This window comes from Streptomyces koelreuteriae, assembly GCF_018604545.1.
GTDB classification, from domain to species: domain Bacteria; phylum Actinomycetota; class Actinomycetes; order Streptomycetales; family Streptomycetaceae; genus Streptomyces; species Streptomyces koelreuteriae.
Window position 1 is genome coordinate 7,564,542 of sequence record NZ_CP075896.1, and the last position, 13,291, is coordinate 7,577,832.

At 69.7% G+C, this 13,291-nt stretch carries 13 protein-coding genes; 7 read left to right on the plus strand and 6 right to left on the minus strand.

Annotated elements, in window-relative coordinates:
• Positions 1-159 precede the first annotated feature (159 nt).
• Entirely contained in the window at positions 160-855 is a 696-nt protein-coding gene (locus KJK29_RS34120) for a phosphonatase-like hydrolase (protein WP_215123028.1), read from the minus strand.
• A 59-nt stretch (positions 856-914) separates the two neighbouring features.
• The gene (locus KJK29_RS34125) at positions 915-1,655 is read right to left on the minus strand and encodes a GntR family transcriptional regulator (RefSeq protein ID WP_215123029.1); all 741 of its coding nucleotides are present in this window, start codon (positions 1,653-1,655) and stop codon (positions 915-917) included.
• A gap of 154 nt (positions 1,656-1,809) precedes the next feature.
• Between KJK29_RS34125 and KJK29_RS34130 the strand changes: the two genes are divergently transcribed.
• The 4 genes from KJK29_RS34130 (at position 1,810) to phnE (ending at position 5,717) form a co-directional block, all read left to right on the plus strand.
• A complete protein-coding gene (locus tag KJK29_RS34130; RefSeq protein ID WP_215123030.1) occupies positions 1,810-2,946 on the plus strand; it encodes a TIGR03364 family FAD-dependent oxidoreductase in 1,137 nt (378 codons plus the stop codon).
• 136 nt (positions 2,947-3,082) lie between these two features.
• Complete coding sequence (locus tag KJK29_RS34135; protein WP_215123031.1) at positions 3,083-4,000, plus strand: phosphate/phosphite/phosphonate ABC transporter substrate-binding protein; 918 nt, start codon at positions 3,083-3,085, stop codon at positions 3,998-4,000.
• A gap of 98 nt (positions 4,001-4,098) precedes the next feature.
• Complete coding sequence (locus KJK29_RS34140) at positions 4,099-4,890, plus strand: phosphonate ABC transporter ATP-binding protein (RefSeq protein WP_215123032.1); 792 nt, start codon at positions 4,099-4,101, stop codon at positions 4,888-4,890.
• Complete coding sequence (gene phnE / locus KJK29_RS34145) at positions 4,887-5,717, plus strand: phosphonate ABC transporter, permease protein PhnE (RefSeq protein WP_215123033.1); 831 nt, start codon at positions 4,887-4,889, stop codon at positions 5,715-5,717. The genes KJK29_RS34140 and phnE overlap by 4 nt, the downstream gene beginning before the upstream one ends.
• 108 nt (positions 5,718-5,825) lie before the next feature.
• On the opposite strand, the gene KJK29_RS34150 is transcribed toward phnE, so the two are convergent.
• From KJK29_RS34150 to KJK29_RS34160, 3 genes are all read right to left on the minus strand, one after another.
• Positions 5,826-6,206 carry a DUF6221 family protein gene (locus tag KJK29_RS34150; protein WP_255961318.1) on the minus strand — a complete coding sequence of 127 codons (381 nt, stop codon included), beginning with the start codon at positions 6,204-6,206 and terminating at the stop codon, positions 5,826-5,828.
• Between the two features lie 79 nt (positions 6,207-6,285).
• Positions 6,286-7,413 (minus strand): alpha/beta hydrolase, encoded by a 1,128-nt coding sequence (locus KJK29_RS34155; protein WP_215123035.1) that lies wholly within the window; start codon positions 7,411-7,413, stop codon positions 6,286-6,288.
• 183 nt (positions 7,414-7,596) lie between these two features.
• Positions 7,597-9,795 carry an MMPL family transporter gene (locus tag KJK29_RS34160; RefSeq protein WP_215123036.1) on the minus strand — a complete coding sequence of 733 codons (2,199 nt, stop codon included), beginning with the start codon at positions 9,793-9,795 and terminating at the stop codon, positions 7,597-7,599.
• A gap of 22 nt (positions 9,796-9,817) precedes the next feature.
• Here KJK29_RS34160 and KJK29_RS34165 point away from each other — a divergent pair, with 22 nt between their 5' ends.
• On the plus strand, positions 9,818-10,321 hold the full coding sequence (locus KJK29_RS34165; RefSeq protein ID WP_215123037.1) for a MarR family winged helix-turn-helix transcriptional regulator: 504 nt from the start codon (positions 9,818-9,820) through the stop codon (positions 10,319-10,321).
• 188 nt (positions 10,322-10,509) lie between these two features.
• Here KJK29_RS34165 and KJK29_RS34170 read toward each other — a convergent pair whose 3' ends face one another.
• A complete protein-coding gene (locus KJK29_RS34170) occupies positions 10,510-11,178 on the minus strand; it encodes a TetR/AcrR family transcriptional regulator (protein WP_215123038.1) in 669 nt (222 codons plus the stop codon).
• Between the two features lie 134 nt (positions 11,179-11,312).
• Here KJK29_RS34170 and KJK29_RS34175 point away from each other — a divergent pair, with 134 nt between their 5' ends.
• Together KJK29_RS34175 and KJK29_RS34180 are read left to right on the plus strand one after the other, a co-directional pair.
• On the plus strand, positions 11,313-12,524 hold the full coding sequence (locus KJK29_RS34175; RefSeq protein WP_215123039.1) for an FAD-dependent monooxygenase: 1,212 nt from the start codon (positions 11,313-11,315) through the stop codon (positions 12,522-12,524).
• A gap of 82 nt (positions 12,525-12,606) precedes the next feature.
• The gene (locus KJK29_RS34180) at positions 12,607-13,260 is read left to right on the plus strand and encodes a hypothetical protein (protein ID WP_215123040.1); all 654 of its coding nucleotides are present in this window, start codon (positions 12,607-12,609) and stop codon (positions 13,258-13,260) included.
• Positions 13,261-13,291 lie beyond the last annotated feature (31 nt).

Sequence of the window (13,291 nt, forward strand, 5' to 3'; positions counted from 1 at the left end):
ACCGCGCTGCTGATGTGCGTTCAAGTTAGGGCATGTTTGATGCTGTTGGAATAGGTGGGGGTGAAGTGTTCATGCGGCACTGGAATGCCGTTGAAAGTGGGAATATGTGATCGCAATTGTTTGAGTGTGGGTGTCGCCAGGGCCGTCGGAGTTCCACCGTCAGCGGCCGACCGGCCGGGGTGCGCCGATGGACAGCAGGGCGGGTATGTCCGCCACGCTGGACAGCAGGTGCGTGTGGCGGACCTTGCCGAGCGCCGTGGCGTCCAGGCCGCCCGTGAGTACCCCGACAACCATGCCGGCGCCGGCGTTCGTGCCCGCGTCGAGGTCGCGGACCGTGTCACCGGCGGTGAGTACCTTGCTGACGTCCCTGACGCCGGTCCTCTCCATCGCGCGGAAGATCATGTACGGGTAGGGGCGGCCGGCCGGGACGTCGTCCACGCAGACGACGGCGTCGAGCACCGTCTCGTCCCAGCCGATCGTGCCGAGCAGTGCGTCGGTCACCGCGCGGTCGAACCCGGTGGTGAGTGCCACCTTGACTCCCGCCGCCCGCAGCGCGGCGATCGCCTCCGCGACGCCTGGCAGGGGCGTCGGCGGGCGTTCGGCGTACGCGGCCTCCAGCCGGCGGCGGAAGTCGGCGTACGCGGTGTCGACCACGGCGGTCTCCGGCGCCGTACCGAAGGCGTCGGTCAGCATTTCGGTGATGGCCTCGCGTTTGTCCGCGCCCATCCAGAGCTGTATGTCGGCGAGACCGGGATTCGCCCCCGCGGCGCGCACGGCCTCCTCGAGGGCGATGTACACGCAGCCGTGCTCCTCGACGGTGGTGCCGGCTATATCCAGAACGGCCAGTTCGAACACTAGAGTTGTCCTCAGGGGAGTGCGGTGGCCCCGAGTGCTCAAGGGCCCGGTGTTCAAGGTCAGTTGGGGCTGCGGAGCAGCGCAGGGTGAGACTGCTGGGAGTTCTCGATGGTGAAGGACACGACGTCCGGGCGGTAGCGATCGTCGGAGTACTCGAGGGCCTCGCCCGTCAGGGAACGGGTGCGCCGGCGCTCCCGCAGCAGAGGGGTTCCTTGAGGGGTGGTCAGCAGTGAGGCGTCGGTGCTGTCCGCGGCGACCGCGTCGATCACATGACGGGCCATGCTGAGGTCCACGCCCTGGCCGCTGAGGTAGGCGTAGATCGACCCCGAGTCGCAGTCGAAGTCGAAGAGCAGGTGGCCGACCGGCCAGACGAATGTGGTTCTCTCGATCATCGCGGGCACGCCGTCAAGAAGCCGCAGCCGGAGGAGTTGGACGACGGGTTCGCCCTCCTCGAGTTCGAGGGCGTCGGCCGCCTCCGGCGACGCCGGGCGGCGGGCGACCTCGAGGGTGCGCTGGCCCGGCGTGCGGCCCAGCTCCTCGGCCCATCGCGAGAACGACCAGAAGGTCTCGAAAGGCTGCGGCGCCACCTGGCTGCGCACCACTGGCGGCTTGCCCCGGCCGCCGCCGATGAGACCCTCCGCGCGCAGGGTGGCGAGCGCTTGCCGGACCGGACCGCGGGAGGCGTTCCATTGCTCGCACAACTGTGATTCGGAAGGCACCGGTGCCCCGAGTGGCAGTTCCTGAGAAGCGATCCGGCGGCGCAGGTCAGATGCGATGCGCCCGTGCAGAGGTCCGTCCATGACACTTGACCATACAGGTAGTGGAGGGGTCCGGAAAGGCTGTCTGTGTCAAGGAAGTCTCGCTGAACTGCGAATATGACCTCGCGGTGAACTGTGGATGACCGCACACCCTTGAGTCTTGACGGCTGATTCGGCGTCCGCGAGTTTACTTGTCATGACAAGTGTGCAGCAGTGGAACCAGCCTCTCGGCTCCGCCGACCTCGTGGTCGTCGGCGCGGGCATCGTGGGGCTCGCCCATGCCGTGGACGCGGTGCGCCGCGGCATGTCCGTGGCCGTCGTCGAGCGTGACGAGCGAGCCACCGGCGCATCGGTGCGCAACTTCGGGCACGGTTGTTTCACGGCGCAGGACGGCGACGCACTGCGGTACGCGCTCGAGGCACGGAGCCGCTGGTTGCGACTGGCCGACGAGGCCGGACTGAGGATGCGCGAAAGCGGCACCGTGGTGGTTGCCCGGGCCGAGGACGAGTACGCCGTGCTCGAGGAGTTCCGAGCCGCCCGGGGCGGCGACCAGGTGGTGCTGCTCGACGCGGCGGGGGTGGCCCGGCGGATGCCCGTCGGCCACGGGGTTCTCGGGGGCGCCTGGCTCCCGATGGACATCCGCGTCGACCCGCGTCAGGCGGCCCACGCGATCGCCGACTGGCTCGCCCTCCAGGGCGTCCGCTTCCACTGGGCGACCACGGCGCACACCATCGAACCGGACCTGGTGGGCACCAGCAGGGGCCGGATCCGGGCCGGACGCACCGTGGTGGCCGTCGGCCACGACGTCGACCGGCACTTCCCGGAGCTCGCCGAGCAGGCCGGAGTGCGGCGCTGCGCCCTGCACATGCTCCGTGTCGCCGACCCGCACGGCCGGGCCATCGACCCCGCGGTGCTCAGCGGTTTCTCGCTTCTGCGGTACGACGGCTTCGGGGTCTGCCCGACCCGGGCGAAGGTCCAGGACCGGCTGGGAGCGGACCACCCCGAGCTGATCGACATCGGGCTCAACCTGATGTTCACCCAGCGGCCCGACGGCGACCTGACCATCGGCGACACACATACCTACGCGACCACGCTCGATCCCTTCAACGCGGAGGCCCTCGACCAGCACGTCCTCAAGGAGACCGCGCGTCTCCTGGGGGTCGAGCGGCTCACCGTCCGGGAACGCTGGCGCGGCGTCTACGCGGCCGCCGACCGGCCGTTCCTGATCGCCTCGCCCATGCCCGGCGTCCGGGTGGTCTCCGTGACCGCCGGCATCGGCATGACCACCGCGCTCGGGCTGGCCCCGGAGGTCCTCGACGACCTGCTGCGCTGACCGGCGCGCGGCTGCCCGCCTCGCAGCCTCCTCCGCCCCACTCCCACCGCGACCCCCTACATCCGTTCCGCCCCTGTTGAACCCGCGCCGGACTTCCACCCGGAGGCCGGCGCCTCCCCCGGAAGAGAGAACGACCATGCGCACAACGCGCTCCCTGACGGCCCTCGCGGCCGTCTCGGCCCTGGCCCTGCTCGGCGCCGGCTGCAGCACCGACCCGTCCGGCGGCAAGGGCTCCGGCAAGGCCGCCGCTTCCTGCCCGGGCGGCAAGATCCGCTTCGGCATCGAGCCCTACGAGGACCCGGCCAAGCTCACGCCTGCCTACGAGGTGCTGGCCAAGGCCCTGGAGAGCAAGCTGGACTGCCCGGTGGAACTGAAGGTCGTGGAGGACTACTCCGCCGAGGTGCTCGCCATGCGCAACGGCCAGCTCGAGATCGCCCAGTTCGGCCCCCTCGGCTACGTCTTCGCCAGCGAGAAGGCCAATGCGCGGGCCCTCGTCTCCTTCGCGGACGCCAAGGGCGCGCTGAGCACGTACACCGGGGGGATCTGGGTCCCCGCCGACTCGCCCGTCAAGTCTCTCAAGGACCTCAAGGGCAAGTCGCTCGCACTCTCCAGCCCCGGCTCGACCTCGGGTGACGCCTTGCCCCGGTACGCGCTGAAGACCACGAACGTCGACAAGGTGAAGATCAACTACGCGGGCGGTCACCCCGAGGCGCTGCTCGCCCTCACCAAGGGCAAGGTCGACGCAGCGGAGATCAACAGCCAACAGCTGGAGACAGCGAAGGCCGAGGGCAGCTTCGACCCTTCCGAGTACCGCCGGATCTGGACCTCTTCCCCCATCCCGAACGACCCGATCACTGTCTCGGACAGACTCGACCCCAAGTTCCAGGACGCGGTGAAGAAGGCTCTGCTCGACCTCGAGCCCGACGCTGTCGCCGAGGTCGGCGCCTTCCTCGACATCAACCCGCCCGGCCCGCTGGTAGCCGTCACCAAGGAGACCTACAAGCCGCTGTTCGCGCTCGCATCCGGCCTCGACCTGACCGAGAAGGACGTCTGATCGCCATGCCGACCGACGACGCGCCGTACTCGCCAGCAGCCGTCCGGGGGGTTCAGGGGGCGGTCAAGCCTGTCCCCGGCTCGCCTGGGGGTTCCGCCATGGAGCGGCCCACGGCATCGGGCACGCCGCTGGTGGTCCGCGGGCTGAGCAAGTCCTTCTCCGGAACGGCCGTGCTGGATTCGGTCGATCTGAACCTGCGGGCAGGGGAGTTCGTCAGCCTGCTCGGTGCCAACGGTTCGGGAAAGTCCACCGCGCTGCGCTGCATCATCGGGCTGGAGACCCCGGACGGCGGCTCCATCGCCATCCACGGCCGTGAGATCGGCGGACTGCATGGCGCCGAAAGGGCACGGCTGCGGTGGCGCACGGCCATGGTCTTCCAGGACATCCATTTGGTCCGCCGCCGTTCCGCGCTGGACAACGTCTGTGCCGGGGCGCTGGGCCGTCTCAAGCTGCGATGTTCCCTGACTCCGCTGCTGTTTCCGGCCGCGCTCCGGGAGGAGGCGATGGAGTGCCTGCACCGGGTCGGCCTGGCCGACCGCGCGGCCGAGCCGGTCGGACGGTTGTCCGGCGGGCAGCAGCAGCGAGTCGCCATCGCGCGGGCGTTGTGTCAGCGCGCTGACATCGTCCTCGCGGATGAGCCCGTATCGGCCCTCGATCCGGCTGCGGCCGAACAGGTGGTCGCCCTGCTGGCGGACCTGGCCCGAGAGAAGGGCCTGGCCGTCGCCGCCGTACTCCACCAGCCCGGACTGGCCCGCCGCCACGCCGACCGCATCGTCGGTCTGCTGGGCGGACGAGTGACGCTCGACGCGCCCGCCGACCAGGTGAGCGAGGCCGACCTGGACGCCCTCTACGCCCCTGACCGCCGTATCTCCCGGCAGGAGTCCACATGAGCACGGATGTCCTCACGCCCGCCGAGCGGCCGGCCCCGCCGCGACGGCGATGGCCGTCCCCGGTGATGCTCACGATCACTGCCGTCCTGGTCGTCGCCCATGTCCTGGCGTGGCGGGGCACTGACTTCTCGCCGACGGCACTGGCGCAGGGATGGCGCGGAATGGCCGACTTCATCGGCCAGGCCCTGCCACCGGATCTGTCGTGGTCCGAGGTGCTGAAGCCGAGTATCGACGCCGCACTGGTCACGCTGTACATCGGGCTGCTCGGCACCACGCTGTCGGTGCCGTTCGCCCTGGCCCTGGCTCTCGCGGCGGCTCGCACGACCGCGCCGAACCGCTGGGTGTACCAGGCCGCGCGGTCGGTGCTGTCCTTCCTGCGCGCGGTGCCCGACGTCGTCTTCGCCCTGGTGTTCGTGACCGCGGTGGGCCTGGGGCCGTTCGCCGGTGTGCTGGCGCTCGTGTTCCACAACACCGGTGTGATGGGCAAGCTGTGGGCCGAGGCGATGGAGGAGATCGACCAGGGGCCCCGTGACGCCCTGCGCGCCAATGGAGCCTCAAGTCTGCAGGTTGCCGCGCACGCCGTGCTGCCGGCGGTTGTGCCCCAGTTCGTGGGCCTGCTGCTCTACAGATTCGACGTCAACGTCCGCTCGTCCCTGGTCCTCGGCCTGGTCGGCGCCGGCGGCATCGGATTCCTCGTCAACAAGTCCATCAAGCTGTTCCGGTTCGACGAGATGGCCACCCATCTGCTGGTGGTGATGGTGCTTGTCGTGGCCGTCGATCAGCTGTCGGCCTTCGTACGCCGCCGCATCGGTGGCACCGGTGCGTAGCACCCCGCCTCCGGGCCCCGGCAGCCCGGATTCGGCGCGCGGTTCGGTCCGGTATCCCTGGACTTCGAGACACGCTCAGGGCCGCGGATCGACCGATGAGTCCAAGACTCATGCCCTGCCGGGGCGATCGAACCTCGGGTCCGGCCTGACTTCCTCCTCGTTCGGCTCCCACTCAGGTCGGAAGTCGGGGTGTGCGGCGTACGCTGCGACAAGGTGGCGGAGCGGGAACGCAGTCGCAGAGAGCGTGATCATGGCGGGGCCGTGAACCATGAAGTCGTCGTGCTCTGCGTCCCGCTGCATCCGCTCCACGAAGCGCAGGACCCCCCTCTTGGCGGCGACGTCGGCGAGAACCCGGGCCTTCAGCCCTCCGGTGTCCTCAACCGCGCCGGGCCTCACGGCCTCTGCTGCAGCATCGTCCTCGTCAGCAGCCGGAGCGGGTCGTCCGAGTCGTTCGCAGTAGTCACCAGCCCCTGCTGCCAGAGGCCTCACGGGGCGTGGCAGGAGCAGGAGTGGGAGCCGGATGGCCTGATGGCGGTCTGGACAACCGGCTTGTCGGGGGTGATTCCGGTCAGGCGAGGTTCTTGGTGAAGAACTCGTCGAGCCTGTCGAAGGGGATGAGGTTCTTGCGGTCGTACAGGTCGACGTGGTCCGCGTCCGGGACGATCACGAGGTCGACGGTGTCGGGGGCCTTGGCCTGGACGTCCTCGGAGTAGTAGCGGGAGTGCGCGTCGGCGCCGGCCACCAGGAGGGCCTTGCGGGGCGCCAGCATGTCGATGTTCGTCATCAGTGGGAAGGCGAAGAACGACATCGGTGTGGTCCCGGTCCACGCGGTGGTGGAGTTGATCGAGCGCGGGTGGTAGCCGCGCTCGGTGCGGTAGTAGTCGAAGAAGATCTTCGTGATCGGGTCGGCGTCCGCCGGGAGGGTCTTGGGCAGGACGCGGTTCGAGGGGGCGACGTTGCCGTTCTCGTCGAAGGGCACCTCGTGGGAGAGCCGCGCGTAAGTGCCCTTCTCGGCGTCGATCCAGCGCTGCCGGCTGAGGTGGTCCACGACCTTCTGGCGCTGCTCACGCGTGTAGTAGTCCTCGTGGCCGCGGGACATGCTGCGCGACATGTCGTACATCGAGGCCGTGGCGACCGCCTTGATACGGCTGTCCGCAGCCGCCGCGGTGAGCGCCATACCGCTCAAGCCGCAGATGGCCTGCGCACCGATCCGCTCGCGGTCGACGATCCTCTGCAGGCCGAGGAAGTCGACGGCGGCGCTGAAGTCCTCGGTATGGATGTCGGGTGAGGCCACGTCACGCACCGTGCCGCCGCTCTCCCCGGTGAAAGAGGGGTCGAAGGCGAGGGCGACGTAGCCGCGGCGGGCGAACTCGTTGGCGTAGAGCCCCGAGGACTGTTCCTTGACCGCGCCGAACGGGCCGCTGACCGCCAGGGCGGGCAGTGTGCCCCTGGCGTTCTTCGGTACGTAGAGGTCTGCCGCGACCTCGATGCCGTAGCGATTGTTGAACCGCACCGAGGTCCGCTTGACGTTCCTGTCCAGCGCGAAGGTGTAGCCGCCCTTGGCTGCGGCCTTGCCCTGTCCTGTGGCGCCTGCGGCGCGGCCGGATTCCGCACCGAAGGAGGGCAGAGCCGTGAAGGAGGCGGCAGTTGCGGCGCCGGTGGCGGCGAACAGTCCGAGCGCTTTGCGACGTTCCATCGAGGGGACCTCATATTCGATCGGTGGGGGAAGAGGCGCGACGGTCGGTGGTGTCGTGACCGAGGCGCGACTCCAGCGAACCGCTTCTGCGCCGGGCGAGGCAGGTCGGGTTTATGGGGGGTACAAGCTCGACCCCCCACCCCACCGACCCGTTCGTCTCCGGGAAACCGCCCAGGCTGCCTGCTAGGCCGAGTCCTGGCCCGTCGCGTGTCCCGGCATGGCCGAAGGCCCGTCGCCGCGGGCGAGGGCGCTGGGCCACCAGGCGCGGGGGCCGATGTCGATCACGAGCGCGGGCACCAGCAACGAGCGGACCACGAGCGTGTCGAGGAGTACCCCGAAGGCCACGATGAAGGCGATCTGCACCAGGAACGCCAGGGGGATGACCATCAGTGCCGCGAACGTGGCGGCGAGCACCACACCCGCTGAAGTGATCACCCCGCCCGTCGTGGTCAGCCCCCGCAACACCCCCGCACGCGAGCCTCGTTCGAGGGCCTCCTCCCGTACCCGGGACATCAGGAAGATGTTGTAGTCGACGCCGAGAGCCACCAGGAAGACGAATCCGTACAGCGGGACGGACGCGTCCGTGCCGCTGAACCCGAGGAGATGCTCGAAGACGAGCGCCGAGACTCCCAGTGTCGCCAGGAAGTTGAGCGCGACGGTCGCCACCAGCAGCACCGGTACCAGAAACGAGCGCAGAAGCAGGACCAGGATCAGCAGGATGATGCCGAGCACGACGGGAACGATCACCGTGCGGTCCCGGGCCGAGGTCTGCTGGGTGTCGTACTGCTGCGCCGTGTAGCCGCCCACCAGCGCGTCGGCCGCGGGGACAGCGTGCACGTTCTCGCGCAACCGCTCGACGGTCTCCTTGGCCGCGTCACTGTCCGCCGCCGCGTCCAGCGTGGCATCGATGCGGACACGTCCGTCGACGACCCGCGGCTCACCGGCCCCGGGCCGTCCCGAGGCGGAGACCGTGCCCGCCGATGCCACGCCCTCGGTGTTCCGGACGGCGGCCGTCACCGCATCGGCGCGGTCGGCGTCGGCGATGATGACAGCCGGGTTGCCGGAGCCCCCGGGGAAGTGCTCGCTGATCGTCTCCTGGGCGGCGACGGAGGGAGCGTCGTTCACGAAGATCTCGTCCAGCGGCACGCCCTTGGCGGACAGCGTGGGTGAGAAGGCCGCGAAGACGGCGAGGCCGAGCACGGTCACGACCCAGGTCCGGTGCGGTCGCGCGTCCACCCGGGCGGCAACCTTGCGCCAGATGGCGTGGCCTTCCGTGGACGTGGACGCGCACGCGGACGTGGACGCGGCCGGGGCTTTCGGGCGCGAGGGCCAATAGGCGGTACGGCCCAGCAGGGCCAGAGCGGCCGGCAGGAAGGTGAGCGTGGAGAGCACGGCGCACACGATGCCGATGGCGCCCACCGGTCCGAGGGCGCGATTGTTGGTGAGATCACTGGCGAGCAGGGCCAGCAGCCCGAGGGCCACGGTGGCCGCGCTGGCGGTGATCGCACCGAACGAGCGGCGCACCGCGGCCCAGGCTGCCACGGCCCGGTCTCCGCTCACGGCGAGTTCCTCGCGGAAGCGCGCGGCCAGCAGCAGGGCGTAGTCGGTGGCGGCGCCGATCACCAGGATGGACAGGATGCCCTGCACCTGGCCGTCGACCCGGACCACGTCCCGCTCCGCCAGCGCGTAGACCACCGCACAGGCCAGTCCCAGGGCGAAGACGGAGCCGAGGATGATCAGGAACGGCAGCAGGACGCTGCGGTAGACGAGCAGCAGGATCACCAGCACGGCGGCCAGCGCCACGCCCAGCAGCAGTCCGTCGATGCCCGCGAACGCGTCCGACAGGTCGGCCTGGCTCGCCGCCGGGCCGGCGACCTGCGCCTCGGTGCCCGGCACCTTCCGTGCCGCGGCGCGCACCTCGTCGAGGACCTTGGGCAGTTCCTCGCCCAGCTCGGGCTTGAGTTGGACGACGGCCTGCAGCGCCTGGCCGTCGTCGGAGAGCAGGGCGGGGGAGGGGCGGCCGACGACCCCGGCTCTCCCTGCCAGTGCGCCGACGGAGTCGGTGGCAGCTGCCCGCTGCGCCTCGCTGACCCGCTTCCCGTCCGCCGTCCAGACCACGATGGCGGGCAGGGTCTCGGACTGGTCGAACTTCTCACGGGCCGTGAGGACCTTGGTGGACTCGGCGCTCCGTGGCAGGAACGCGGCCTGGTCGTTGGTGGCCACCTCGCCCAGCTTGCCCGCGTACGGTCCGAGCGTTCCGCCCACCCCCAGCCAGACCAGCAGCAGCACCAGGGGTACGAGCCACCGGGCCCAGCGCGGTGCGCGGTTCCCGCGGTCATGCCCAGCAGCGGAAGTAAGTCGACGAGTGAGTATCTCAATCATTGAGTGATCATATACTGGAGCCATGAGTGGCTCAGGCACCCCTTCGACACCTCTTCCGGGAGACGACCCGACGGGGTTGCAGTCCTTCGCCGTCCTGTTGCGCAGGATGAACGGCGAGTTCAATCGCATCGCCCACGAGTTCGCACAGGCACACGGCCTTCATCTCACCGACATCCAGGCCCTGATCGCGATCCTGGACGCCGACCCGGACGGTGTGGGCGAGCCCATGACGCCCACGAACCTGCGCAGGCAGCTCAACCTCACGTCCGGCGCGGTCACCGCGTGCCTCGACCGGCTGGAGAAGGCGGGTCACATTCGCCGGGTCAGGGCCGCCGACGACCGGCGTGTGGTCCACCTGCACTTCGCGGAGGCGGCCAGGGGCCTGGCCAGGGAGTACTTTCGGCCGCTCGCGCGCAGCACCGATACCGCGCGGGCCCGCTTCACGCCGGAGGAACTCGCGGTGATCGCACGATTCCTCACGGAGATGAACCAGGAACTCGTCCTGCTGCGTCGCGACCGGGGCTGAACTTCCTCGTCGCGAGGGTGCGCGATCTCGGCGGGTGTCACGCCGTTTGTCTCGGCGGCCCGCTGGTGACCCCTATCGGGCGGGGTCGGCCCAACTGTCACTGAAGAGAAGGCCGCAGACCTCGGCCTCGTCCCGTGGTCGCTCGCGCTGGGGCCGTGTTCGGGCTGTCCGCGTGGAGGCGGGCGGCGTCACGTCAGGGTCTGGTCGAGTTCTTCCATGACGAGTGCGCGGTGGGGCAAGGGGGACGGGCCGACCCGGTCGCGGCGCATGCCGTCCAGGATGAGGGTGAGGTAGCGCTTCCACAGCTCCGGGGCGACGCCGCGGCTGTGCTGGGTTACGGCACCGAGCATGATCTGGATGAGCGGGAAGTCGGTCGGTTCGATGTCGTCGCGGAGTCGGCCGTCCTGCCGGGCGCGCGCGATGACGGCGTCGACGGCGGGATGGAGACGGTCCGGGATGGCGGCCACGCGGGGCCTGCCCTGCGTGACTCCCAGCAGGAACTCTCTCAGGCCGCGGCTCTCGGCGAAGACCCGCGCGGTGGCCGTGAAGAACTGTACGAGGCCGTCCCAGGAGTCTTCGTGCGCGAGAGCCTCTTCCGCGAGCGCGACCACGCGCTCCACCTCGTCTTCGAAGACGGCTTCGATGAGTTCTTCTCGGCCGGCGAAGCGACGGTAGGCGGTGCCGACACCGACGCCCGCGTGGTGGGCGATGTCGTCGACCGTGACGTCCAGACCTCGTTCGGCGAAGACCTCGCGAGCGGCGGCGATGATGCGCTGCCGGTTGCGTTCCGCGTCCGCCCGCAGGGGGCGCGCCGGAGTTTTCCCGGAGGGCGGGGTGGAGGCGGCTCGGCTGCTCATGCATCCACTGTAGACGAAACCGGAGATGACATCTCCATTTTCGGTGCTACAGTGAAACAGGTAAGCGGAGATAACTTCTCCACTTGCTGTGTGTGCCCGTGCGTGATGCCGAGAGGGAAGAAGGAAGGATCGCCATGAGCAAGCCGCGCGCCCTGATCGTGGGCATGGGTATCGGAGGCCTGGCCACGGCCGTGCGCCTGTATGACATCGGCTGGGAGACCCTGCTCGTCGAGCGCGCGCCCGAGCGCCGTCCCGCCGGATACTTCGTCGGACTGTTCAAGACCGGGCGGCTCGCCGCGCAGCGGATGGGCGTGCTCGACGCGATCGGCAACCGGGCCGTCGAGGGCGGCGCCACCTACGACATCGACCGGGTGGGCCGCCGTCGGCCGGGTCTCGGATACGGCGACCTGCCGGGCGAGCCCCGTCTGCTGCTCCGGGGCGACATCGAGGGTGCCCTCTACGACTCCGCCGTGTCCCTCACCGACATCCGCTACGGCACCACCCCGGTGGCCCTTGAGGAACACCCCGACGGGGTGGACGTCACGCTGCGCACCACCGCGGCGGACGAGACCGTCACCGAAACCACGGAGCGCTTCGACCTCGTGGTGGGCTCCGACGGTCTGCGCTCCACCGTGCGTCAACTGGCCTTCGGCCCTCACTCGGACTACCTGCGGCCGTTCAACCACATCATCGGCGCCACCGTCCTCAAGGAAGCGGTCCCCGGCTTCAGCCTTACCGACGGCATGATCCTGGCCGAACCGGGCCGCTCCGCCTGGGTGTTCCCCTTCACCGACCACCAGCCGGGGCTGCTGTTCAACTACCGCACCGAGGACGAGGACGCGGAGTTCAGCCGGCCGCCGATCGAGTCGCTGCGCCGCGCCTTCGGTCCCGAACCGACCGGGCCCGTGCTGGAGAACCTCCTGCGGCAGTTCGAGCAGGCCGATGACTGTCTCTTCGACTCCGTCCATCAGGTGGCGATGCCCCGTTGGCACACCGACCGAGTCGTCCTCCTCGGCGACGCCGCCTGGTGCCTGACGCTGTACTCCGGGATGGGTGCCTCCAGCGCCATCACCGGTGCGGACCTGCTCGGCACCCTGCTGCAGCGCAACCCGGGCAACCCCGCGCGGGCTCTGCGTGAGTGGGACCAGAAGCTGCGGCCGTTCATCGACAGCATGCAGGAGCACGGCCGTAAGGAGCTGGTGCAGTTCGTCCCTCAGACCCGCAAGGACAAGCTCACCCGCACCCTCACCTCATCGCTGATGGGCAACGCGGTCGGCAAGCGCGTGATGAGGAGGCTGCTCGCGCCTGCGTTCAAGGCCAAGTCCCTCGACCCTGCCGCGGCCTGACCTGCCGACGGCGACGGGGACGGTAGCTCCATCCCGTCACGTACTGGGACCTCCGCCACGGCCAGGTCGATAGTTTGACGGCATGAGTGACGGCATCGCGTGGATGGGCGCACACCATCACACCCCTTCATCGACCGTGCCCGGCATGCTCGGCGGCATCTCACTGACTCTGGCCCGAGGCATGGAGAGAGACGAGTTCCTCATCAACCTGGGCGCCGACCTCGACGAACTGGCCGCGCGCACCCCGTGCAGGGAGTTGCGCGTACCGGTCGAGCGGCCGGGCCGGCCCTCCCCTCACCTCAACCGCGCCATGTACGGCATGAGCGGTGAGTGGACGTACGTGCTCGAGGACTGGGGCATGGCGACCTGGGCGACCGGCTACCGAGGCAAGGTCAGGTCGATGCTTCCCTGTGAGGGCGAGGAGATCCTCTGCCTGACCGCCAACCGTTTCAGCCCTCCGGCCCTGATCATCCATGCGCCCGGTGCCCGCGCACACCGGGCTGACTTCGGCACCGACACCGAACAGGGCTCGGCCCTCGATGCCGCCCTCAGCGCCGCGGGCGCGGTCTTCCCGTCGATGCCCGAGGCCAGCGAGGCCGACGTCGTCGCGCACTTCGAGGAGCATGCCGAGCGCCTGCCCGAGCTGGTGTTCACCGCCGTGGGCGCCTACACGGGCGTGATCATCGACCAGGACGCAGTGAAGGCCGGTGACCTTCCCGGGGTGCTCTGCCGTTGAGACCAGGTACGGCGGCCAACGAAGCCTGTGC

Coding starts and splice junctions, on each gene's coding strand:
- KJK29_RS34180 (WP_215123040.1), top strand. CDS start 12,607: ATGAGTGACGGCATCGCGTGGATGGGCGCACACCATCACACCCCTTCA.
- KJK29_RS34125 (WP_215123029.1), bottom strand. CDS start 1,655: ATGGACGGACCTCTGCACGGGCGCATCGCATCTGACCTGCGCCGCCGG.
- KJK29_RS34140 (WP_215123032.1), top strand. CDS start 4,099: ATGGAGCGGCCCACGGCATCGGGCACGCCGCTGGTGGTCCGCGGGCTG.
- KJK29_RS34165 (WP_215123037.1), top strand. CDS start 9,818: ATGAGTGGCTCAGGCACCCCTTCGACACCTCTTCCGGGAGACGACCCG.
- phnE (WP_215123033.1), top strand. CDS start 4,887: ATGAGCACGGATGTCCTCACGCCCGCCGAGCGGCCGGCCCCGCCGCGA.
- KJK29_RS34135 (WP_215123031.1), top strand. CDS start 3,083: ATGCGCACAACGCGCTCCCTGACGGCCCTCGCGGCCGTCTCGGCCCTG.
- KJK29_RS34170 (WP_215123038.1), bottom strand. CDS start 11,178: ATGAGCAGCCGAGCCGCCTCCACCCCGCCCTCCGGGAAAACTCCGGCG.
- KJK29_RS34175 (WP_215123039.1), top strand. CDS start 11,313: ATGAGCAAGCCGCGCGCCCTGATCGTGGGCATGGGTATCGGAGGCCTG.
- KJK29_RS34160 (WP_215123036.1), bottom strand. CDS start 9,795: ATGATTGAGATACTCACTCGTCGACTTACTTCCGCTGCTGGGCATGAC.
- KJK29_RS34155 (WP_215123035.1), bottom strand. CDS start 7,413: ATGGAACGTCGCAAAGCGCTCGGACTGTTCGCCGCCACCGGCGCCGCA.
- KJK29_RS34130 (WP_215123030.1), top strand. CDS start 1,810: ATGACAAGTGTGCAGCAGTGGAACCAGCCTCTCGGCTCCGCCGACCTC.